This is a genomic window from Streptoverticillium reticulum, from assembly GCF_047456005.1.
GTDB lineage: Bacteria > Actinomycetota > Actinomycetes > Streptomycetales > Streptomycetaceae > Streptomyces > Streptomyces reticulum.
The window spans coordinates 8,173,204-8,198,826 of sequence record NZ_CP179755.1 but is presented as its reverse complement, the minus strand read 5'-3'; the positions used below and the strand labels follow the sequence as shown (position 1 = coordinate 8,198,826).

The 25,623-nt window shown below is 72.6% G+C and carries 1 protein-coding gene; it reads right to left on the bottom strand.

The genetic code is table 11. The features are described from left to right. Positions 1-19 precede the first annotated feature (19 nt). Positions 20-25,399 (bottom strand): type I polyketide synthase, encoded by a 25,380-nt coding sequence (locus ACMATS_RS36995; RefSeq protein ID WP_414170524.1) that lies wholly within the window; start codon positions 25,397-25,399, stop codon positions 20-22. Positions 25,400-25,623: the final 224 nt, after the last annotated feature.

The following is a 25,623-nucleotide window of genomic DNA, read 5'->3' as shown; positions in this document are numbered from 1 at the left end:
TGTCGGTGCGTGGCCGGGGTCAGGACAGGCCGAGCTCGTTGTCGAGGAGGTCGAAGACCTCTTCGTCGGAGGCGGAATCGAAGTCGAAATCCTCCTCGTCCGAGGAGTTCTCGCCGTCGGCTCCGGTGCCGGCGGTGTCCCGCAGGGCACCCCACTTCGCCCTGAGCACTTCGAGACGGCCCGCGATCTGCTCGTGGAGTTCCTCGGTGATCTCCAGTCCGCTGAACGCCTTCTCCAGCTTCTCGAGTTCGCCCAGGAGCAGGCCCGGTCCGGACGGCGCCTCCGGGGCGATCAGCCCGTGGAGGTGGCCGACGAGCTCGCCGGGGGTCGGGTAGTCGAAGAGCAGGGTCGCCGGCAGCCGCACGCCCGTGAGGGCGCTGAGCCGGTTGCGGAGTTCGACCGAGGTCAGCGAGTCGAAGCCGAGGTCCTGGAACGCCCGGTCCGGGGTGATCTCGGCGGCTCCGTCATGACCGAGCACGAGCGCGACCTGGCCGCGTACGACGTCGAGCACGGCCTCGCGGCCCTCGTCGGCGGACAGCCCGGCCAGGCGCTGCGCCAGCCCCTCCGCCGCCCCGCTGTCCGTACCGGCCACAGCCGTGCGCCGTACCTGCGTACGGATCAGGCTGCGCAGCAGGGGCAGGGGCTCGCCCTGGGCCCGCAGCGCTGCGAGGTCGAGACGGACAGGGAGGACCGACGGCTCGCCGGTGCCGAGCGCCGCGTCGAAGAGCGCCGTGCCCTCCTCCGCGGACAGCGGGGGCATGCCGGAACGTGCCATCCGCTGGACGTCGGCATCCGTGAGGGTGCCGGTCATCCCGCTGTCCTGGGCCCACGGGCCCCAGGCGAGCGATGCCGCCGGGAGGCCCTGGGCGTGCCGGTGGGCGGACAGAGCATCCAGGAAGGCATTGCCTGCCGCGTAGTTGGCCTGGCCCGCACTGCCGAAGGTGCCGGCCACGGACGAGAAGACCACGAACGCGTCGAGGTCCAGGTCCCTGGTCGCCTCGTGCAGGTTCCAGGCCGCGTCCACCTTCGGGCGCAGGACGGCGGCAAGCCGCTCCGGCGTCAGCGAACCGACCACACCGTCGTCGAGGACGCCCGCCGTGTGGACGACCGCGGTGATCGCATGCCGCGCGACCAGTCCGGCCACGGCCGCACTGTCGGTCACGTCACACGCCTCGACCATGGCATCCGCTCCGCGTTCCGCGAGCTCGGCCACCAACTCCTCGGCGCCCTCGGCCTCCAGGCCACGGCGGCTGACCAGCAGCACACTCCGCACCCCGTGCTCGGCCACCAGGTGCCGAGCCATCACACGACCCAGACCACCCGTACCACCGGTGATCAGCACCGTGCCCGACTCACTCCACGCAACAGCACCCTGAGCCTCAGCCCGCACCAGCCGCGCCGCCAGCACCTCGTCGCCACGAACCAGCAGCTGAGGCTCGTCCGTGGCCAACGCCCGTGGCAGCACGCTCACATCGGCGTCGCCGTCCAGGTCCACCAGGACAAACCGGCCCGGGCTCTCCGACTGCGCGGAACGGACCAGACCCCACACCGCAGCACCGGCGAGGTCGTCACCGGAGACGGCACCCCGCGTCACGAACACCAGACGCGTATCCGCGAACCGCTCGTCCGCCAGCCACGACTGCACCAGGCCCAACGCCCAGGCAGCAGCAGCATGCACCGACTCCACCGTGCCGGTGTCCCCGGCCTTGTACTCGACCAGTACGGCTTCGGGGGCATCCGCACCGGTCAGTGACTCCGCCTCCGCGTACGTGCCAAGAGCCACCGTCTCATCCGTGAGCGGGACGGGCGTCCAGTCCAGCGTGAAGAGCGAGTCCCGGTCCCGGGTCCGCAACTGCTCGGCAGACAGCGTGCGTACCGTCAGCGACTCCACCGTGGCCACCGGCGCGCCGGCAGTGTCGGCGATGGCGAGCGCTATGCCGCCGTCGACGGGGCGGATACGGACGCGGATATGCGAGGCGCCCGTGGCGTGCAGGGACACTCCGTTCCACGAGAACGGAACACCGGTCTCGTCGGACCCGCCCAGCATCGACGCGTGCAGTGCGGCGTCGAACAGCGCCGGGTGCAGACCGTAAGCCGCACCGTCCGTACCCTCCGGCAACCGGACCTCGGCGTAGATGTCCTCGCCGGACTTCCACGCCGCTTGCAGGCCCTGGAACGTCGGACCGTAGGCGAATCCGGCGGCTGCGAACTGCTCGTAGCAGCCTGCCGTGTCGATGGATTCAGCACCCTGCGGGGGCCACACCGACGTGTCGAACGCCGACGGCTCCGCACCCGTGGTGACCGTGCCGCTCGCGTGCAGGGTCCACGGCTCTTCACCCTCGCGCGAGTGCACCGCGACGGACCGACGACCGGAGTCGTCCGTCTCGCCGACCCACACCTGTACCTGAACGCCGGCTCCCGAGGCAGGAAGCACCAGCGGTGCGGCAAGTGTCAGCTCTTCCAGCACGTCGCAGCCGACCTCATCGGCCGCCCGCAGTACGAGCTCGACCAGCGCCGTGCCCGGCACCATGACCGTGTCCAGCACCGCATGGTCCGTCAGCCATGCATGCGATGCGTTCGACAGCCGACCCGTGAACAACAGCCCACCAGAGCCTGCCAGTTCCACCGCTGCACCCAGCATCGGGTGCTCCGCCGAACCCAGACCCGCGAACCGCACGTCACCCGCACGCCCCACGGTCCCAGACGGCCAGAACCGCTCATGCTGGAACGCATACGTCGGCAGATCCACCCGCCGGACATCGGAACCCACGAAGAACGGCGCCCAGTCGACGCTCGTACCCCGGACGTACAGCTGCGCCAGGGCACTCACGGCCGCCGATTCCTCGTCCCTGTTCCTGCGCAGGACGGGGACAAGAACGGCTTCCTCGGGCAGCGATTCCTGGGCCATGGCCGACAGCACGCCGTCCGGGCCGAGTTCCAGGAACAGGGCCACGCCTTCGGCTCGCAGGGTACGCACCCCGTCCGCGAAGCGGACCGCCTCACGGACATGGCGCACCCAGTAGTCGGCGGAGCCCAGCTGCTCCCCACTGGCCAGTGCACCGGTCAGGTTGGAGACCACCGGAACCGTCGCCTTGCCGAACGACAGCCGGGCCACCACGGCGCGGAAGTCGTCGAGCATCGGTTCCATCAGCGGCGAGTGGAAGGCATGCGAGACGCGCAGGCGGCTCGTCTTCCTGCCTTCGCCCGCGAAGTATGCACGCATGGCCTCGACAGCGGCCTCCGTGCCGGAAACCACCACCGACTGCGGACCGTTGACCGCCGCAATCGCGACGCCCTCGGTCAGCAGCGGCAGCACGTCCTCTTCGGTGGCCTGCACGGCCACCATCGCGCCGCCCGCAGGCAGCGCCTGCATCAGCTGGCCACGCGCCGCTACCAGTGCACACGCATCACCCAGCGAGAAGACCCCGGCCACATGCGCGGCCGCAACCTCACCGATCGAATGCCCGGCGACGAAGTCCGGGCGCACACCCCACGACTCCACCAACCGGAACAGGGCGACCTCGATCGCAAACAGTGCCGCCTGGGCGTACACGGTCTGGTTCAGCAGATCCGCATCCTCGCCCCAGACCACACTCCGCAGCGGACGCTCCAGATGCTCGTCCAGACCCGCGCACACCGCGTCGAAGGCCTCCGCGAACACCGGGTAACGGCCGTACAACTCCCGGCCCATACCCAGCCGCTGCGAACCCTGACCGGAGAACAGGAACGCCGACTTCCCCGGTCGGGCCACGCCTTCGGCCACGCCCGTGCCGGCCTCGCCCGTCGCGAGCGCCTTGAGGCCCCGCTCCAGGGCATCCCGGTCAGCGCCCCACACCACTGCGCGGTGAGCGAAGCGCGACCGGCCCACGGTGGACGAGTACGCCACGTCCGTGGCCCTCGCGTCGGGCATGCGGTCGATGTGGGACAGCAGCCTGGCCGCCTGGGCGCGCAGCGCGTTTGCGGACTTGCCGGACACCACCAGCGGTACGAGCTCCCCGGACGTCTCCGCAGGTTCCGGCGCGTCGGCGGGCTGGTGCGGTTCGGGCTCGGGGCACTCCAGGATGACGTGCGCGTTCGTTCCGCTGATGCCGAACGACGAGACACCTGCACGCCGCGGGCCGTTGCCCTCGGGCCAGGCCGTCTGCTCCGTGAGCAGTTCGACGGCACCGGCCGACCAGTCCACGCGCGACGACGGTGCGTCGACGTGCAGGGTGCGCGGAAGTTCACCGTGGTGCATGGCCATGACCATCTTGATCACACCCGCGACACCCGCCGCGGCCTGCGTGTGACCGATGTTGGACTTCACCGAACCCAGCAGCAACGGACGGTCCTCAGGCCGGTCCTGACCATAGGTCGCCAGCAGGGCCTGGGCCTCGATCGGGTCACCCAGCGTCGTACCCGTACCGTGCGCTTCCACCGCGTCCACGTCAGCCGTCGAGAGACCGGCACTGGCCAACGCCTGCCGGATCACGCGCTGCTGCGACGGACCGTTCGGCGCCGTCAGACCGTTCGACGCACCGTCCTGGTTGACGGCCGATCCACGGACCGTCGCCAGCACCCGGTGGCCGTTCCGACGCGCATCCGACAGACGCTCCAGCACCAGCATGCCGACGCCCTCGCCCCAGCCGACGCCGTCGGCCGCATCCGAGAACGCCCTGCAGCGGCCGTCCGGGGAGAGTCCTCGTTGCCGCGAGAACTCCACGAACGTCCTGGGCGTCGACATCACCGTCACACCGCCCGCGAGCGCCAGCGAGCACTCACCGGACCGCAGCGACTGCGCCGCCAGATGCAGAGCCACCAGCGACGACGAGCACGCCGTGTCCACCGTCACGGCCGGGCCTTCGAAGCCGAAGGTGTACGACACCCGGCCCGACGCCACGCTGCCCGCGCTGCCGTTGCCCTGGTGTCCCTCGAAGTCGGGCCCGGTCAGAAGGTTGATGTAGTCGTTGTACATGACACCGGCGAAGACGCCGGTTCGGCTGCCGTGCAGCGTGACCGGGTCGATGCCGGCCCGCTCGATCGCCTCCCACGTGGTCTCCAGCAGCAGGCGCTGCTGCGAGTCCGTCGCGAGGGCCTCCCGCGGGCTCATCCCGAAGAAGCCGGGGTCGAACTGCGCCGCTTCCTGGAGGAACGCGCCTGCACGGGTGTAGCTGGTCCCCGTGTGCTCGGGGTCGGGGTGGTAGAGCGACTCCACGTCCCAGCCACGGTCGGCCGGGAAGTCAGTGACCGCGTCCACGCCGTCCGACACCAGCTGCCACAGGTCCTCCGGCGAGGTCACGCCACCGGGGTAGCGGCAGCTCATGCCGACGATCACCACTGGGTCGTCCGCCGCGGACACCGCAACCGGCACCGGCAAGGCCTCGCCGGTCTCCTTCTCCGCGCCGAACAGTTCGTCCAGCAGGAAGCCGACCAGTACGTCTGCCGTCGGGTAGTCGAAGACCACCGTCGCCGGCAGCCGCAGACCGGTCACCGTGCCCAGCCGGTTGCGGAGTTCGACCCCGGTCAGGGAGTCGAAGCCGAGGTCGCGGAAGGCCCGCGAGGAGTCGACCTCCTCGGTTCCGGTGTGCCCGAGGACCATGGCGATCTCTCCGCGGACGGCGTCGAGCAGCTGCTCGCGCCTTGCCTCACGGGACAGGCCGGTCAGTCGCTGCACCAGCCCGGACACCGCGGCTGCGCCGGACCGGCGCGTACGGGTACGGACCAGACCGCGCAGCAGCGGCAGGGGCTCGCCCTGCGCGCGGAGCGCCGCGAGGTCCAGGCGCACGGGGAGGACCGCCGGGTTCTCCGCCCCGCGCAGGGCCGCGTCGAAGAGGGCCAGTCCCTGTTCCGCCGAGAGAGGCGGCATGCCGGAGCGGGCCATTCGTTCGACGTCGGCGTCGGTCAAGGTGCCGGTCATGCCGCTGTCCTGGGCCCACGGGCCCCAGGCGAGCGATGCCGCCGGGAGACCTTGGGCGTGCCGGTGGTGGGCCAGGGCGTCCAGGAAGGCGTTGCCGGCCGCGTAGTTGGCCTGTCCCGCACTGCCCAGCGTGCCCGCCACGGAGGAGAACACCACGAACGCGTCGAGATCCGCCTCCATGGTGGCCTCGTGCAGATGCCAGGCCGCGTCCACCTTCGGACGCAGCACTGCAGCAAGCCGCTCCGGCGTCAGCGAAGCCACGACACCGTCGTCGAGCACACCCGCCGTGTGCACCACGGCACCGACCTGGTGCCGTGCGACCAGAGCGGCCACAGCAGCGCCGTCGGTCACATCGCACGCCTCGACCACGGCGTCCGCTCCGTGGCCCGCAAGCTCGGCCACGAGGTCCTCGGCGCCCTCGGCCGCCGGGCCACGGCGGCTGACCAGCAGCAGGCTCCGCACCCCGTGCTCGGCCACCAGGTGCCGGGCCACCGCGCGTCCCAGGCCACCCGTACCACCGGTGATCAGCACCGTGCCCGACGCGCCCCAGGCGACCTCCGCCGCCGTCGAGGACTCCCTGCGGACAAGGCGGGGAACGAGGATCCGGCCTTCGCGGAGCAGGAGTTGCGGCTCGTCGGAGGCCAGGGCCTGCGGCAGCGCGGTCGTGTCACCGTCACCGTCACCGTCACCGTCACCGTCGAGGTCGAACAGGACGAACCGGCCCGGGTTCTCCGACTGCGCCGAGCGCACCAGGCCCCACACCGCCGCGGCGGCGAGGTCGTCGCCGGAGACGGCACCCCGCGTCATGAACACCAAGCGCGAGTCCGCGAAACGCTCGTCCGCCAGCCACGACTGCACCAGGCCCAACGCCCAGGCAGCAGCAGCGTGCACCGACTCCACCGTGCCGGTGTCGGTGTCGGTGCCGGTGTCCTCAGCCGAGTACTCGACCAGTACAGCCTCGGGAGCATCCGCACCAGTCAGTGACTCCAACTCCGCGTAGGAGCCAAGAGCCACCGTCCCATCCGTGAGCGGGACGGGCGTCCAGTCCAGCGTGAACAACGAGTCACGTTCCCCGGTCTGCAACTGCTCGGCAGAGATCGGCCGTACGGTCAGCGACTCCACCGAGGCCACGGGCGCGCCGGCGGCGTCGGCCATGGCGATCGACGTGCCGTCACCGACCGGCCGGATCCGAACCCGCAGCTGCGAGGCTCCGGAGGCGTGCAGGGACACGCCGTTCCACGAGAACGGAACACCCGTCCCGTCGGAACCGTCCAGCATCGGCGCGTGCAGTGCGGCGTCGAAGAGCGCCGGGTGCAGACCATAAGCCGCACCGTCCGTGCCCTCCGGCAGCCGGACCTCGGCGTAGACGTCCTCGCCGAGCTTCCAGGCCGCCTCCAGGCCCTGGAACGCCGGACCGTACGCGAACCCGGCATCGGCGAACTGCTCGTAGCAGCCCTCCACGGCCAAGGGCTCGGCACCCGCCGGAGGCCATACCGAGGTGTCGAACACGGGCAGTTCCGCACCCGTGGTCAGCGCGCCGCCGGCGTGCAGCGTCCACGGTTCCTCGCCCTCACGCGAGTGCACCGCCACCGGCCGACGGCCCGAGTCGTCGGGTTCGCCGACCCACACCTGAACCTGCACGCCCGCACCCGAAGCCGGAAGCACGAGCGGCGCGGCCAACGTCAGCTCTTCAAGCAGGTCGCAGCCGACCTCGTCAGCCGCTCGCAGCACCAGCTCGACCAATGCCGTGCCCGGCACCAGGACCGTATCCAGCACCACGTGATCCGCCAGCCATCCGGCCGACGCAGTCGACAGGCGGCCCGTGAACAACAGCCCGCCGGAACCGGCCAGTTCCACCGCAGCACCCAGCAACGGATGCTCCGCCGAACCCAGACCCGCAGACCGCACGTCACCGGACCGCGCCGCCGTGACCGGGGGCCAGAACCGCTCACGCTGGAACGCGTACGTCGGCACGTCCGTCCACCGCGCTCCGGAGCCCGAGAAGTATGCGGCCCAGTCGACGGGGACGCCGTGGACGTGCAGCTGTGCCAGGGCCGTCAGCAGCGTCGGTTCCTCGGCACGTCCCTTCCGCAGGACCGGTGCGAAGGCGGCCTCGTCCGGCGCGGACTCCGCGGCGAGTGCGGAGAGCGCTCCGTCGGGGCCGAGTTCGAGGAACACGGACACGCCCTGCTCACGGAGCGTGCTCACGCCGTCGGCGAACCGTACGGCCTCACGGACATGGCGCACCCAGTAGTCGGCGGAGCCGAGTTGTTCCGCGGTGGCCGGTTCGCCAGTGAGGTTCGAGACGATCGGGATGCCCGGCGTGCCGTACGCCACGTTCGCGGCGACGGCGCGGAAGTCGTCGAGCATCGGCTCCATCAGCGGCGAGTGGAAGGCATGCGAGACCCGCAGGCGGCTCGTCTTCCTTCCCTCACCCTCGAAGTGCGCCCGCACCGCCTCGACAGCAGCCTCCGTACCGGAAACCACCACCGACTGCGGACCGTTGACCGCCGCAATCGCGACGTCCTCGGTCAGGTGCGGCAGCACCTCTTCCTCGCTTGCGCGGATTGCCGCCATGGCGCCGCCCGCGGGCAGGGCCTGCATCAGCCGGCCGCGCGCCGCCACCAGCGCACACGCGTCCGCGAGCGAGAAGACGCCCGCCACGTGCGCGGCCGCGATCTCGCCGACCGAGTGCCCCAGCAGTTGGTCCGGGCGGGTGCCCCATGACTCCACCAGGCGGAACAAGGCGACCTCGATGGCGAACAGCGAGGTCTGCGCGTACAGGGTCTGGTTCAGCAGTTCCGCGTCCTCGCCCCAGACCACATCCCGCAGCGGACGGTCCAGGTGCTCGTCCAGACCCGCGCACACCGCGTCGAAGGCCTCCGCGAACACCGGGTAGCGAGCGTGCAGCTCCCGGCCCATGCCCAGACGCTGCGAACCCTGACCGGAGAACAGGAACGCACGCCGGCCCGAACCGGCTTCGCCCACCGCGGCGATGTCCGTGTCGCTCCCGCCCTCGGCGAGCGCGGCAAGAGAGCGCAGCAGGTCGTCACGGCCGGCGGCCAGGAGAACCGCGCGGTGCTGGAAGCCCGCGCGGCCCGTCGCCAGCGAGCAGGCGACGTCCACGAGCCGCTGTCCGGGCTCGCGTTCGAGGTGCGCCAGCAGCTGTGCCGCCTGGGCCTGCAGAGCCTTCTCGTTCCGGCCGGAGAGCAGCACGGGCACCAGGCCGTCGAATGCAGCCGCTTCGGGCTCCGCGGCCACCGGCTCCGGCCGCTCCAGGATCACGTGTGCGTTCGTCCCGCTGATGCCGAAGGCGGAGACGCCCGCGCGCCGCGGCCGGCCAGTCTCGGGCCAGGTCGCGGCCTGCGTCAGCAGTTCCACTGCGCCGACGCTCCAGTCGACGTGCGTCGAGGGCGCGTCGACGTGCAGGGTGCGCGGAAGCTCGCCGTGGTGCATGGCCATGACCATCTTGATCACACCCGCGACACCCGCCGCGGCCTGTGCGTGACCGATGTTGGACTTCACCGAACCCAGCAGCAGCGGACGGTCCTCAGGCCGGTCCTGACCGTAGGTCGCCAGCAGGGCCTGGGCCTCGATCGGGTCGCCCAGGGTGGTGCCCGTGCCGTGCGCCTCCACCGCGTCCACGTCAGCCGTCGAGAGACCGGCGCCGGCCAGCGCCTGCCGGATCACGCGCTGCTGCGACGGGCCGTTCGGCGCCGTCATGCCGTTGGAAGCGCCGTCCTGGTTGACGGCCGAGCCACGGACCGTCGCCAGCACCCGGTGGCCGTTCCGGCGCGCATCCGACAGACGTTCCAGTACAAGGATGCCGGCGCCTTCGGACCAGCCGACGCCGTCGGCGGCTTCGGCGAACGCCTTGCAGCGTCCGTCCTCGGAGAGCCCGCCCTGGCGGGAGAACTCCACGAACGTCAGCGGGGTGGCCATCACCGTCACGCCGCCCGCGAGCGCCAGCGAGCACTCACCGGACCGCAGCGACTGCGCCGCCAGGTGCAGAGCCACCAACGACGAAGAGCACGCCGTATCCACCGTCACCGCAGGACCCTCGAAGCCGAAGGTGTACGACACCCGGCCCGAGGCCACACTGCCCGCGCTGCCACTCCCCTGGTATCCCTCGAACTCGCGCCCGGCGAGGAGTTGCGAGTAGTCGTGGTACATGACGCCCGTGAAGACACCGGTACGGCTGCCGCGCAGGACGCCCGGGTCGATACCCGTGCGCTCCAGGGCCTCCCAGGACGTCTCCAGCAGCAGTCGCTGCTGGGCGTCGGTGGTCAGTGCCTCCCGGGGGCTCATCCCGAAGAAGCCGGGGTCGAACTCCGCCGCGTCGTGGAGGAATCCGCCGGAGCGGGTGGCGATGGCGCCCTCGCGCTCGGGGTCGTAGGTGTCGTCGATCTCCCAGCCGCGGTCGGTCGGGAAGCCGGAGACGGCGTCGCCGCCCTCGGACACCAGCCGCCACAGGTCCTCCGGCGAGCTGACGCCGCCGGGGAAGCGGCAGCTCATGCCGACGATGACGACCGGGTCGTCCGCCAAGGACGGGAGGGCGGACACGGGGAGCAGTTCCTCGGTGTCCGTGCCGAACAGCTCGTCGTGGAGGTGGTCCGTCAGCGCGTCGGCCGTCGGGTAGTCGAACACGGCCGTGGCCGGCAGCCGCACGCCGGTGGACTTGCCCAGCTTGTTGCGGAGTTCGATCGCGGTCAGGGAGTCGAAGCCAAGGTCCTGGAAGGCCTTCGACGGGTCGATCGTCTCCGGGAGGGCGTGGCCCAGGACCACCGCGATCCCTTCGCGCACCAGATCCAGCAGTGCTGTGCGCCGCTCCTCCACGGGCAGCCCGGCCAGGCGCTGCACCAGTCCGGACGCAGTGGCCGAGCCTGCAGCCGCCGAGCGCCGGGCACGCGTCCGGATGAGGCCGCGCAGCAGCGGCAGGGAGTCGCCCTGCGCGCGCAGGGCCGCCAGGTCCAGGCGGACGGGAAGAGCCATGGGCTCTCCGGTGGCGAGGGCCGCGTCGAAGAGGGCCACGCCCTCCTCGACGGACAGCGGGGGCATCCCGGAACGGGCGATGCGCTGGAGGTCGGCATCCGTGAGGGTGCCGGTCATGCCGCCGTCCTGCGACCACGGACCCCACGCCAGCGACACCGCCGGAAGGCCCTGCGCCCGGCGGTGGTGCGCCAGGGCGTCCAGGAAGACGTTGCCCGCTGCGTAGTTGGCCTGGCCTGCGCCGCCGAAGGTGCCGGCCACGGAGGAGAAGACCACGAACGCGTCGAGGTCCAGGTCCTTGGTGGCCTCGTGCAGGTTCCAGGCCGCGTCGACCTTCGGACGCAGCACGGCGGCAAGGCGCTCCGGCGTGAGCGAACCGATGATGCCGTCGTCGAGGACGCCGGCCGTGTGGACGACGGCGGTGATGGTGTGCCGTGCGACGAGGTCCGCCACTGCGGTGCCGTCGGTCACGTCGCATGCCTCGACGGTCGACTCGGCGCCGTGCTCGGCCAGTTCGGCCGCCAACTCCTCGACGCCCTCGGCCTCCGGGCCACGGCGGCTGACCAGCAGCAGGCTCCGTACCCCGTGCTCGGCCACCAGGTGCCGGGCCACGACACGGCCCAGGCCACCTGTTCCACCAGTGATCAGAACTGTGCCCGACTCACTCCAGGCAACAGCCTTCTGCTCCTGCGCCTCGGCACGTGCCAGCCGCGCTGCCAGCACCTCGTCACCACGAACCAGCAGCTGAGGCTCGTCCGTGGCCAACGCCCGCGGCAGCACGCTCACATCGGCGTCGCCGTCCAGGTCCACGAGGGCGAACCGGCCCGGGCTCTCCGACTGCGCGGAACGGGCCAGACCCCACACCGCAGCACCGGCGAGGTCGTCGCCGGAGACGGCGCCCCGCGTCACGAACACCAAGCGCGTATCCGCGAAACGCTCGTCCGCCAGCCACGACTGCACCAGGCCCAACGCCCAGGCAGCAGCAGCATGCACCGACTCCGCCGTGCCGGTGTCGGTGTCCTCAGCCGAGTACTCGACCAGTACAGCCTCGGGGACATCTGCACCAGTCAGCGACTCCAACTCCGCGTACGCGCCAAGAGCCACCGTCTCATCGGTGAGCGTGACGGGCGTCCAGTCCAGCGTGAACAACGAGTCACGGTTGCCGGTCTGCAACTGGTCGGCGGAGATGGGGCGTACGGCGAGCGATTCCACCGATGCCACGAGCGCGCCGGCCGGGTCGGCGATGGCGATCGCCATGCCGCTGTCGACAGGGCGGATACGGACGCGGACGTGCGAGGCGCCCGTGGCGTGCAGGGACACTCCGCTCCACGAGAACGGAACACCGGTCTCGTCGAGCCCTCGCAGTATCGCCGCGTGCAGTGCGGCGTCGAAGAGTGCCGGGTGCAGACCGTAGGCGGAACCATCCGTGCCTTCCGGCAGCCGGACCTCGGCGTAGATCTCCTCGCCGAGCTTCCAGGCCGCCTCCAGGCCCTGGAACGTCGGACCGTACGCGAACCCGGCGGCTGCGAACTGCTCGTAGCAGCCCGCCACATCGGCCGGCTCGGCGCCCCGCGGGGGCCACACCGACGTGTCGAACACGGGCAGCTCCGCACCCGTGGTCACGGCACCGCTCGCGTGCAGCGTCCACGGCTCTTCGCCTTCGCGCGAGTGCACCGCCACTGCGCGGTGACCGGAGTCGTCGATCTCGCCGACCCACACCTGCACCTGCACACCCGCACCCGAGGCGGGGAGCAGCAGCGGCGCGGCCAGCGTCAGCTCTTCGAGCACGTCGCAGCCGACCTCGTCAGCCGCCCGCAACACCAGCTCCACGAGCGCCGTGCCCGGCACCAGGACCGTATCCAGCACCACATGATCCGTCAGCCACGCGTGCGAAGCAGTCGACAACCTGCCCGTGAACAACAGTCCGCCGGAACCGGCCAGTTCCACTGCAGCACCCAGCATCGGGTGCTCCGCCGAGCCCAGACCCGCGAACCGCACGTCACCCGCACGCCCCACGGTCCCAGACGGCCAGAACCGCTCATGCTGGAACGCATACGTCGGCAGATCCACGCGCCGGACACCGGAACCCGCAAAGACCGCCGCCCAGTCGACCGTCACACCATGGACGTGCAGTTGTGCCAGGGCGCTCAGTACGGTCGTCTCCTCCGGCCGGTCCTTGCGCAGCACGGGGGTGAACACGGCCTCTTCCTGCGCCGACTCGCGGGCCATGGCCGACAGGACGCCGTCCGGGCCGAGCTCCAGGAACCGTGTCACGCCCTCCGCTCGCAGAGCGCGTATGCCGTCCGCGAAGCGGACCGCCTCGCGGACATGACGCACCCAGTAATCGGCCGAGCAGAGCAGCTCCCCGGCGGCCGGCTCGCCCGTCAGGTTCGACACGACCGGTACCACCGGCGCACCGAACGACAGGCCTTCCACCACAGCCCTGAAGTCGTCGAGCATCGGCTCCATCAGCGGCGAGTGGAAGGCATGCGAGACGCGCAGGCGGCTCGTCTTCCTGCCTTCGCCCGCGAAGTATGCACGCACGTCCTCGACAGCGGCCTCCGTGCCGGAAACCACCACCGACTGCGGACCGTTGACCGCCGCAATCGCGACGCCCTCGGTCAGCAACGGCAGCACGTCCTCCTCCGCCGCCTGGACTGCGGCCATCGCGCCGCCCGCAGGCAGGGCCTGCATCAGCTGGCCACGCGCGGCCACCAGTGCACACGCATCACCCAGCGAGAAGACCCCGGCCACATGTGCAGCCGCAACCTCACCGATCGAATGCCCGGCGACGAAGTCCGGGCGCACACCCCACGACTCCACCAACCGGAACAGAGCCACCTCGATCGCGAACAGCGCCGCCTGGGCGTACACGGTCTGGTTCAGCAGATCCGCATCCTCGCCCCAGACCACACTCCGCAGCGGACGCTCCAGATGCTCGTCCAGACCCGCGCACACCGCGTCGAAGGCCTCCGCGAACACCGGGTAACGGCCGTACAACTCCCGGCCCATACCCAGCCGCTGCGAACCCTGGCCGGAGAACAGGAACGCGCGCCGGCCCGAACCGGTCTGTCCCTCGGCCGCGATCCCCGTGTTGCTCCGGCCCTCGGCCAGCGCCGACAGGGAGCCGAGCAGACCGTCCCGCTCGGCGGCCAGGACGACTGCGCGGTGCTGGAACCCCGAACGGCCCGTCGCCAGCGAGTACGCGACGTCCGCGAGCCGCTGTCCGGGCTCGTCCTGGACGTGCGACAGCAGGCGGGCGGCCTGGTCGCGCAGGGCCTTCTCGTTCCGGCCGGAGAGCAGCACCGGCACCAGGCCGTCGGCATCAGCCGCTTCCGGCTCCCCAGACACCTGCTCCTGGTCCGGCTGCTCAAGGATGACGTGTGCGTTCGTCCCGCTCACGCCGAAGGACGAGACACCCGCGCGGCGGCGCCCGGACACCGGCCACTCGGCCGGCTCGGCGAGGAGTTCGACGGCGCCGGTGCTCCAGTCGACGTGCGTCGAGGGGGTGTCGACGTGCAGGGTCTTCGGCAAGACGCCGTGCTGCATCGCGAGGACCATCTTGATCACACCGGCGACGCCCGAGGCGGCCTGTGCGTGGCCGATGTTGGACTTCACCGTGCCCAGCAGCAGCGGCCGGTCGTCCGGCCGGTCCTGACCGTAGGTCGCCAGCAGGGCCTGGGCCTCGATCGGGTCACCCAGCGTCGTGCCCGTGCCGTGCGCCTCCACGGCATCCACCTCTGCCGCCGAGAGTCCGGCGCTGGCCAGTGCCTGCCGGATCACGCGCTGCTGCGACGGGCCGTTCGGCGCCGTCAGACCGTTCGACGCGCCGTCCTGGTTGACCGCGCTGCCGCGTACGACGGCCAGCACCCGGTGCCCGTTCCGGCGCGCGTCCGACAGACGCTCCAGCACCAGCATGCCGACGCCCTCGCCCCAGCCGACGCCGTCGGCCGCGTCCGAGAACGCCTTGCAGCGTCCGTCCGCCGACAGCCCGCGCTGCCGCGAGAACTCCACGAACGTGGTCGGTGTCGACATCACCGTCACACCACCGGCCAGGGCCAGCGAGCACTCGCCCGAGCGCAGCGCCTGCGCCGCCCAGTGCAGGGCGACCAGCGACGAGGAGCACGCCGTGTCCACCGTCACCGCGGGGCCCTCGAAGCCGAAGGTGTACGACACACGGCCCGAAGCGATGCTGGCCGCGCTGCCGTTGCTCCGGTAGCCCTCGAACTGGTCGCCGACGAGGATCTCGCTGTAGTCGTTGTACATGACGCCGGCGAAGACGCCCGTCCGGCTGCCGCGCAGCGCGGCCGGGTCGATGCCGGCCCGCTCGATCGCCTCCCAGGTGGACTCCAGGAGCAGGCGCTGCTGCGAGTCCGTCGCGAGTGCCTCGCGCGGGCTCATCCCGAAGAACTCGGGGTCGAAGTCGCCCGCGTCGTGGAGGAATCCACCGCTGCGGGTGTACGAGGTGCCGAGCGCGTCGGGGTCGGAGCTGTAGAGCGACTCCACGTCCCAGCCGCGGTCGGCCGGGAAGTCCGAGACCGCGTCCACGCCGTCCGACACGAGCCGCCACAGGTCTTCCGGCGATGCCACGCCGCCCGGGTAGCGGCAGCTCATCCCGACGATCACCACCGGGTCGTCCGACGCGGACACCACAACCGGCACCGGCAGGGCCTCATCGGTCTCGATCTCCCCGCCGAACAGTTCGTCCAGCAGGAAGTCGACCAGTGCGCCCGCCGTCGGGTAGTCGAACACGGCGGTCGCCGAAAGGCGCAGCCCTGTCGCCTTGTTGACCCGGTTCCGCAGTTCCACCGCGGTCAGGGAGTCGAAGCCGAGTTCCTGGAACGCGCGGGTCGGGTCGACGCCGTCCGGGCTCGCGTGGCCCAGGACCACCGCGATCTGGGCCCGGACCAGGTCGAGCAGCACTTCGCGCCGTTCGACCGCCCCGAGCCCGGTCAGGCGTCCCACCAGGCCCGCCGCCACGGCCGAACCGGCGACCGCGGAGCGTCGGGCGCGGGTGCGGATCAGTCCGCGCAGCAGCGCGGGGACGTCGCCCTGCTCGCGCAGCGCGGCCAGGTCGAAGCGCACGGGGAGAACGCGTGCGTCGTCGGCGGCCAGCGCCGCGTCGAAGAGTGCGACGCCTTCTGCGGGGGTGAGTTCGGGCATGCCCATGCGGGCGATGCGCTGGAGGTCGGCGTCGGTGAGGGTGCCGGTCATGCCGCCGTCCTGCGACCACGGACCCCACGCCAGCGACACCGCCGGGAGACCCTGCGCCCGGCGCTGCTGCGCCAGGGCGTCGAGGAAGGCGTTGCCGGCCGCGTAGTTGGCCTGGCCCGCACTGCCCACTGTGCCCGCCACGGAGGAGAACACCACGAACGCGTCGAGGCCCAGGTCCTTGGTGGCCTCGTGCAGATGCCAGGCCGCGTCCACCTTCGGACGCAGCACCGCAGCAAGCCGCTCCGGCGTCAGCGAAGCCACGACACCGTCGTCGAGGACACCGGCCGTGTGCACCACGGCAGTGATCGTGTGCCGGGCCACCAGCCCGGCCACCGCCGTACCGTCCGTCACATCGCACGCCTCGACGACCGCCTCGGCGCCGTGCTCGGCCAGCTCGGCCACCAACTCCTCGACGCCCTCGGCCTCCGGGCCGCGACGGCTGACCAGCAGCAGGCTCCGTACCCCGTGCTCGGCCACCAGGTGCCGCGCCATGATCCGGCCCAGGCCACCCGTACCACCGGTGATCAGTACCGTGCCCGACTCGCTCCAGGCGACAGCCTTCTGCCCCCGGGTACGTGCCAGCCGTGCCGCCAGCACCTCACCGCCGCGCACCAGCAGTTGCGGCTCGTCCGTGGCCAACGCCCGCGGCAGCACGCTCACATCGGCGTCGCCGTCCAGGTCGACCAGGCCGAAGCGGCCGGGGTTCTCCGACTGCGCCGAGCGCACCAGGCCCCACACGGCGGCACCGGCAAGGTCCGTACCGTCGGCCGCACCCCGTGTGACGAACACCAGCCGTGCGTCCGCGAACCGCTCGTCCGCAAGCCACGACTGCACCAGGCCCAACGCCCAGGCAGCCGTGCCGTGCACGGACTCCACGGCGTCCTCGCCGCGGTCGGCGTCCACCGGCGCCAGCACCGCACTCGGCAGCGGCCGGGCCCCGGCCAGGGAGTCCAGGTCCGGGTGAGTGTCGAACGGCGCGCCGGTGAGGGTGCCGAGCATCGCGACGGTCTCGGCCGCACCGGCCGACGGCAGGCGTACGGGGGTCCACTCCAGGCGGAACAGGGAGTCGCGCCCGGCCGGGCCCGTGCCGCCCGCCAGCTGCTCGGCGGAGACCGACCGCAGGACCAGGGTCCCCACGGTGGCGACCGGCTCGCCGGTGGTGTCGGCGACGTCGACGGACAGGGTGTCCCCGCCATGCCGGACGGCCCGGACCCGGATGGCCGAGGCGCCGGAGGCGTGCAGCGAGACGCCTTCCCAGGAGAACGGGATGGCGCCGCGGTCCACTCCGTTGAAGCCGCAGACGTGCAGGGCCGCGTCCAGCAGCGCCGGGTGCAGGCCGTACGCGGCCGCGTCGTCCTCGGCGGCCTCGGGCAGGGCGACCTCGGCGAACACCTCGTCGCCCCGGCGCCACGCGGCCCGCAGGCCCTGGAAGTGCGGACCGTAGGCCAGGCCGCTCTCGGCCAGGTCCGGGTAGACGCCGGTCAGGTCGACGGGGTCGGCGTCGGCGGGCGGCCAGGCCTCGGCGTGGAAGTCGTGGCCGGGGACGGCCGGCCGGTCGCCCGTGGCGAGGATGCCGGTGGCGTGCCGGACCCACGGCCGGTCGCCCTCGCCCTCCGGGCGGGAGCGGGCGGTGAGGGTGCGGTTGCCGGACTCGTCGGCGGGGCCGACGCGCAGCTGGAGCTGTACGCCGCCGTGTTCGGGCAGGACGAGCGGGGCGGCCAGGGTCAGTTCGTCGATCCGGTCGCAGCCCACCTCGTCGGCGGCGCGGACGGCGAGTTCGACGAATGCCGTGCCCGGCAGCAGGACCGAGCCCATCACCACATGGTCGGCCAGCCACGGGTGCGACTGGAGGGACAGCCGCGAGGTGAACAACAGGCCCTCGTTGTCGGCGAGTTCCACGGCGGCGCTCAGCAGCGGGTGCCCGGCCGCGTCGAGGCCGGCGGCGCCGATGTCCCCGGCGCCGGCGGGGTCGGGGGTCGGCCAGAACCGCTCGTGCTGGAAGGCGTACGTCGGCAGGTCCACGAGGTGCGTGCCCGTACCGGCGACGAACCCTTCCCAGTCGAACGCGGTGCCGTGCACGTGCAGCTGTCCCAGGGCGGCGAGCAGTGTCGTCTCTTCGGGGCGGTCCTTGCGCAGCGCGGGCACGAGGACGGTGTCCGCGTCCTCCGGCAGTGCGGCGCGGGCCATGGCCGAGAGCGTGCCGTCGGGGCCCAGCTCCAGGAAGCGCGTGACGCCTTCCGCGTGCAGGGCCTGTATGCCGTCGGCGAAGCGTACGGCTTCGCGGACGTGGGTCACCCAGTAGTCGGGGGTGCACAGCAGGTCCCGGGCGGCCGGGCTGCCGGTCACGTTCGAGACGACGGTGAGTTCCGGCTCGGCGAAGGACAGGCCTTCCACCACGGCGCGGAAGTCGTCGAGCATCGGTTCCATCAGCGGCGAGTGGAAGGCGTGCGAGACCCGCAGGCGGTTCGTCTTCCTTCTCTCGCTCTCGAAGTGTGCACGCACGGCTTCGACGGCGGCCTCCGTGCCGGAAACCACCACCGACTGCGGGCCGTTGACCGCCGCGATCGCGACGCCTTCGGTCAGGTGCGGGAGCACCTCTTCCTCGGTGGCCTGCAGGGCCGCCATGGCGCCGCCCGCGGGCAGGGCCTGCATCAGCCGGCCGCGCGCCGCCACCAGCGCACACGCGTCCGCCAGCGAGAAGACGCCCGCCACGTGTGCGGCCGCGATCTCGCCGACCGAGTGGCCGGCGACGTACTGCGGGCGCATGCCCCAGGACTCGGCCAGGCGGAACAGGGCGACCTCGATCGCGAAGAGTGAAGTCTGCGCGTAGAGAGTCTGGTTCAGCAGCTCGGCGTCCTCGCCCCAGACCACACCCTGCAGCGGGCGCTCCAGGTGCTCGTCCAGGCCTGCGCACACGGCGTCGAAGGCGTCCGCGAACACCGGGTAGCGGGCGTGCAGTTCGCGGCCCATGCCCAGGCGCTGCGAGCCCTGGCCCGTGAAGAGGACGGCGTCCTTGCCCTCGTGGGCGGTGCCCGTGACCGCGAAAGCATCGCTCTCGCCCTCGGCGAGGGCGGTCAGGGCGCGGACCGCGGCGGCGTGGCTGTCGGCCGGGACGACCGCGCGGTGTGCGAAGGCCGTGCGCCGGGCCAGCGTGTACGCCAGGTCGGCGAGCCGTGGTGCGGGCTCGTCCTGGAGGCGGGTCAGCAGCCGGGCCGCCTGGTCCTTCAGGGCGTTGGCGCTCCGGCCGGACAGCAGGAGGGGCAGTGTGCCGTCAAGCGTGCCGTCGACGGGTGCGGCCGGGGCCTCGGGTGCTGTGGGCTCGGGCTGTTCGAGGATGACGTGCGCGTTGGTGCCGCTGATGCCGAAGGCGGAGACGGCGGCGCGGCGCGGCCGGCCCGCCTCGGGCCAGCCGGTCCGCTCGGTGAGCAGTTCGACCGCGCCCGCGGTCCAGTCGACGTGCGGGGTGGGCTCGTCGACGTGGAGGCTCTCGGGCAGCACGCCGTGCTGCATGGCCAGGACCATCTTCATCACGCCGGCCACGCCGGCTGCGGCCTGGGTGTGCCCGAGGTTGGACTTCACCGAACCCAGCAGCAGGGGACGTGCGGGGTCGCGGTCCTGGCCGTAGGTGGCCAGCAGGGCCTGGGCCTCGATGGGGTCGCCCAGCGCCGTGCCCGTGCCGTGGGCCTCGACGGCGTCCACGTCGGACGCCGACAGGCCTGCGTTGGCCAGGGCCTGGCGGATGACGCGCTGCTGTGAGGGGCCGTTGGGGGCGGAGAGGCCGTTGGAGGCGCCGTCCTGGTTGACGGCGGTTCCGCGCACGACCGCGAGGACCTGGTGGCCGTTGCGGCGGGCGTCCGAGAGCCGTTCCACGAGGAGCAGGCCGACGCCTTCGCTCCAGCCGGTGCCGTCCGCGCCCGCCGCGAACGGCTTGCAGCGGCCGTCGGGGGCGAGGCCGCGCTGGCGGGAGAACTCCACGAAGGAGGACGGGGTCGCCATCACCGTCACACCGCCGGCCAGGGCCAGCGAGCACTCGCCCGAGCGCAGCGAGTTCACGGCCATGTGCAGGGCCACCAGCGACGACGAGCATGCGGTGTCCACCGTCACCGCGGGTCCCTCGAAGCCGAAGGTGTAGGACACCCGGCCGGAGACCACGCTCAGGGCGTTGCCGATGAGTGCGTGGCCTGCGACCTCGTCCTGTGCGGCGTCCAGGACGGTGCGGTAGTCCTGGGAGTTGGTGCCCGCGAAGACGCCCGTGCTGCTGCCGCGCAGGGAGGCGGGGGCGATGCCGGCCCGTTCGAGGACCTCCCAGGAGGTCTCCAGCAGCAGCCGCTGCTGGGGGTCCATGGCGAGGGCCTCGCGGGGGGAGATGCCGAAGAAGTCCGCGTCGAAGCCCGGCGCGTCGGCGAGGAAGCCGCCCGTGCGGGCGTAGCTCGTGCCGTGGTGGTCGGGGTCGGGGTGGTAGAGGCGGTCGAGGTTCCAGCCGCGGTCGCCGGGGAAGCCGGAGATGCCGTCGGTTCCGTCGGCCAGCAGCTGCCAGAGGGTTTCCGGCGAGCTCACCCCGCCGGGGAAGCGGCAGGCCATGCCCACGATGGCCACCGGCTCGTCGAGGACGGCGGCGGCCCGCTGCACGGCGGCGGCAGTGGCGGCGGTGCCCACGATTTCGGCGTACAGGTACTCGGCGATCGCGGTGGGCGTGGGGTGGTCGAACAGGAGGGTGGCGGGCAGCAGCAGGTCCGTCGCGGCGGACAGGCGGTTGCGCAGGTCGATGGCCATCATCGAGTCGAAGCCCAGGGCGTGGAAGGGGCGTTGGGCGTCGACGGTGTCCGGTGAGCTGTGGCCGAGGGCCTTGGCGGCCTCCTCGCGGACCAGGTCGAGCAGGGCCCGTTCCTGTTCGGCGGCCGGGAGGGCGCCGAGCCGATCGCGCAGCGGGGAGCGGGCCGCGCGCGGGCCGTCGCCGGTGTCGAGGGCGCGGCGTGCTTCGGGCAGGTCGCCGATGAGGGGGCTGGGGCGGACGGAGGTCAGGACGGGGGCGTAGGCCGCCCAGTCCACGTCGGCCACCGTCACGTTCGGCGCGCCCTGGGCCAGGGCCTGGCGGAGGGCGGCGAGGGCCGGGGCGGGGTCCATGGGGAGGAGTCCGTCGCGGCTGAGCCGGTCGGCCAGGTCGCCGGTGGCCATGCCGTGGTCGGCCCAGGGGCCCCAGGCCACGGAGGTGGCGGGCAGTCCCTGGTGGTGGCGCTGTTCGGCGAGGGCGTCCAGGAAGGCGTTGGCGGCGGCGTAGTTGGCCTGTCCGGCGTTGCCCAGGACGCCGGTGACCGAGGAGAACAGCACGAACGTCTCCAGGCCGAGGCCGGCGGTGAGTTCGTGCAGGTGCAGGGCGGCGGTGGCCTTGGGGCGCAGGACGGTTGCGAACCGTTCGGGGGTGAGGGTGTCCAGGACGCCGTCGTCCAGGACGCCGGCGGCGTGCACGACGCCGGTCAGCGGCAGGTCGGCGGGGATGTCGGCGAGGACGGCGGCCAGGGCGTCGCGGTCGGCGGCGTCGCAGGCGGCGACGGTGACGCGGGTGCCGCGTTCGGTGAGTTCGGCCGCGAGTTCCCGGGCGCCGGGGGCGTCGGGGCCGCGGCGGCCGGTGAGCACCAGGTGTTCGGCTCCGGCGTCGGCGAGCCAGCGCGCGACGTGGGCGCCCAGTGCGCCGGTGCCGCCGGTGACCAGGACGGTGCCGCGGGCGGTCCAGTCGGCTCCGGTGTCGCCGCCGGGGGTGATGCGGGCCAGGCGGCGGGCGAAGCGGCCGGCCGGGCGGACGGCGACCTGGTCCTCGCGTGCGGCGAGGGTGCCCAGGAGTCCGGCGGCGATCCGTGCGTCGATGTCCTCGGGGAGGTCGACGAGCCCGCCCCAGCTGTGCGGGGACTCCAGCGCGGCCACCCGTCCGAGGCCCCACACCTGGGCCTGCGTGGGGCTGGTGACCGTCTCGCGGCGGTCGACGGCGACGGCGCCGCGGGTGGCGCACCACAGCGGGGCCTGGATGCCGGAGGTCTCCAGGGCGTGCAGCAGGGCCGCGGTGGCGGCCACGCCCCGCGGTACGGAGGGGTGGTGGGGGTGCGGCTGCTCGTCGAGGGCCAGCAGGGAGAGGACGCCGTCGACGGGTGCGCCGGGCTGCGGGAGCGTGGCGGCGGTCTCGTCGTCGGCGGGCAGCACGAACTGTTCGGTGCGCAGGCCCTGTTCGTGCAGGGTGTCGAGGAGCCGGGTGACCCACGGGTCGCCGGTGGCGCTCTCGGGGAGGACGACGAGCCAGTTCCCGCTGGTGACCAGGGTGTTGGGGGCGGGGAGGGGGGTCCAGTGCGTGCGGTAGCTCCAGCTGTCCGCGGTGGCCTGGGTCCTGCGCTTCCTGCGCCATGCCGAGAGGGTGGGCAGGAGGCTGCCGAGCGAGTCGGTGTCGCTGCCGTCGATGGCGAGGACGGCCGAGAGTCCTTCGAGGTCCTCGCGTTCGACGGCCTCCCAGAATCCGGATTCGCCGGCCACGGCGGCCGGTCCGTCGGCACCCTGTCCGTCCGGCCCGGCGGGCTCCAGCCAGTACCACTGCCGCTGGAAGGCGTAGGTCGGCAGTTCGACGGGCGCGGCGCCGGGCGTGACGGGCCAGGCGGCCCGGTCGACGGCGGCACCGTGCACGAAGGCGGTCGCGATGCCCTCGGCGAGGGTGTGTGTCTCGGGGCGGCCGGTGCGCAACAGGCCGACGACGACGGGCTGTCCGGGGCCGGCCAGGGAGTCGTGGACCATGGGGGTGAGCACGCTGCCGGGGCCGATCTCCACGAACGTGGTGACGCCCTCGGCCTCGAGGGTGCGCACGCCCGCGCAGAAGCGGACGGTGTCCCGGACCTGCCGCACCCAGTACTCGGGCGAGGACAGTTCCTCGCCGGTGGCCGTCCCGCCGGTGACGGTGGACACCACGGGGATGCGGGGGGCGTGGAACTCCAGGCTCTCGGCGACGCGCCGGAAGTCCTCCAGCATGCCGTCCATGTGCGGGGAGTGGAAGGCGTGGCTCACCCGCAGCCGCTTGGTGCGGCGTCCCTGCTCCTCCCAGTGGGCGGCGATGCGGGAGACGGCGTCCTCGTCGCCGGAGACGACCGTGGAGGTGGGGCCGTTGACCGCGGCGACGGCGACGCCGGTGTGGTCGGTCAGCCCGGCGCGGACCTCCTCCTCGGTGGCCTCGACGGCGAGCATGGCGCCGCCTTCGGGCAGCGCCTGCATGAGGGTGCCGCGTGCCGCGACGAGCCGTGCGGCGTCCTGGAGGGAGAGGACCCCGGCCACGTGGGCCGCGGCGAGCTCGCCGATGGAGTGGCCGGCGACGAACTGCGGTGTCACGCCCCACGATTCGACGAGCCGGTACAGGGCCGTCTCGAAGGCGAAGAGCGCGGCCTGGGTGTAGACGGTCCGGTCGAGCAGGTCGGCCTCGGGGGTGCCCTCCTCGGCGAAGACGACGTCGCGGACGGGGAGTTCGAGGTGGGGGTCGAGCTCGGCGCAGGCCGCGTCGAAGGCCTTGGCGAACTCGGGGTGGGTCTCGTGGAGTTCGCGTCCCATGCCGAGGCGCTGGGAGCCCTGTCCGGTGAAGAGGAAGGCGGTGGACGCCTTGGCGGCGGCGCCGCTCACGAGGCCGGCTGCGGTGCGGCCCTCGGCGAGGGCGTCCAGGCCCGCGAGGAACGCGTCGCGGTCGTCGGCGACGACGGCGGCGCGGTGCTCCATGAGGGACCTGGTGGCCGCGAGGGAGCGGGCGACGTCGGCCGGTTCGAGACCGGCGCGGGCGCGGACGTGGCCGGCGAGCCGTGCGGCCTGGGCCTGCAGGGCCTCGCCGGTGCGCGCGGACAGGATCCAGGGCAGGGCGCCGGGCCGGGCGGCCGGCGCGGGGGCCGGCCCGTCCTCGCGCGGGGGTGCCTGTTCCAGGACGACGTGGGCGTTGGTGCCGCTGATGCCGAAGGAGGAGACGGCCGCGCGACGCACCCGGTCGGCTTCGGGCCAGGGTTCGAGCTCCGCGAGGAGCCTGGCGTTGCCCTCGCTCCAGTCGGCGTGCGGGGTGGGCGCGTCCAGGTGCAGGATGCCGGGCAGCTCTCCGTGCTGCATCGCCTTGACCATCTTGATGACGCTGGCGATGCCGGACGCCATCTGGGTGTGGCCGATGTTGGACTTCATGGAGCCGATCAGCAGCGGCCGGTCGGCGGGACGGTTCTGTCCGTAGGTGGCGAGCAGGGCCTGGGCCTCGATGGGGTCGCCGAGGGTGGTGCCGGTGCCGTGGGCCTCGACGGCGTCGACGTCGGCGGCGGCGAGCCCGGCGTCGGCCAGCGCCTGGCGGATGACGCGCTGCTGGGACGGGCCGTTGGGGGCGGTAAGGCCGTTGGAGGCGCCGTCCTGGTTGACGGACGAGCCCTTCATCACCGCGAGCACGGGGTGGCCGTTGCGCAGCGCGTCGGAGAGCCGCTCGACGAGCACGACGCCGACGCCCTCGCCCCAGGCGGTGCCGTCGGCGGCGGCCGCGAACGGCTTGCAGCGGCCGTCGGGGGCCAGTCCGCGCTGGCGGGAGAACTCCAGGAACAGCTGCGGGGTGGACATCACGGTCGCGCCGCCCACGAGGGCGAGGGAGCACTCGTCGCGCCGCAGCGACTGCGCCGCCAGGTGCAGGGCGACGAGCGAGGAGGAGCACGCCGTGTCCACGGTGAGGGCCGGTCCCTCGAGGCCGAGGAGGTAGGAGATGCGGCCGGAGGCGACGCTGATGTAGTTGCCGGTGAGCAGGTGGCCGCCGACCTCGTCCACCCGCTGTCCGGCGGCCGTGTCGTAGCCGGCGTGGCCGGTGCCGACGAACACGCCGGTGCGGCTGCCCGCGAGGGACTCCGGGTCGATGCCGGCCCGTTCGAGGCTCTCCCACGCGGTCTCCAGCAGCAGCCGCTGCTGCGGGTCCATGGCGAGGGCCTCGCGCGGGGAGATCCCGAAGAAGCCGGGGTCGAACTCGCCCGCGTCGTGCAGGAATGCGCCCTCGCGGGCGTAGCTGGTGCCCTGGTGCGCGGGGTCGGGGTCGTAGAGCCCGTCGAGGTCCCAACCGCGGTTGCCGGGCAGGGCGGAGACCGCGTCGACGCCGCCCCGGAGCAGTTCCCACAGCTCTTCCGGTGAGCGGACGCCGCCGGGGAAGCGGCAGGCCATGGAGACGATCGCGATGGGCTCGCGCTGCTTCTGCTCGGTCTCGCCCAACTGCTGGCGAGTCTCCTGGAGATCCGCGATCGCGCGCTTGAGGTACTCGCGCAGCTTCGCCTCGTTCGACATCAGGATGCCAACCCCTCGTGGAATGCCGGTTCTGGGGGCACAGAGCGTCGACACTCACGTCTGACCCAATTTGCCAGGCCATCCTCATCCAAGGGGCACTGCTGGTTTCCCTAGAGCTCGGATCGGGCTCGGGTCCCCGAGGGGACGTGCACGTATGGGAAGCGACCCGGATGTGACTCCACCGGCGACCAGAGTTGCGGGCTTCCTGTGTCGGTGGTCAAGCA

Excerpts from the sequence above, each read along its gene's own strand:
- ACMATS_RS36995 (WP_414170524.1), bottom strand. The coding sequence starts at position 25,399 with ATGTCGAACGAGGCGAAGCTGCGCGAGTACCTCAAGCGCGCGATCGCG.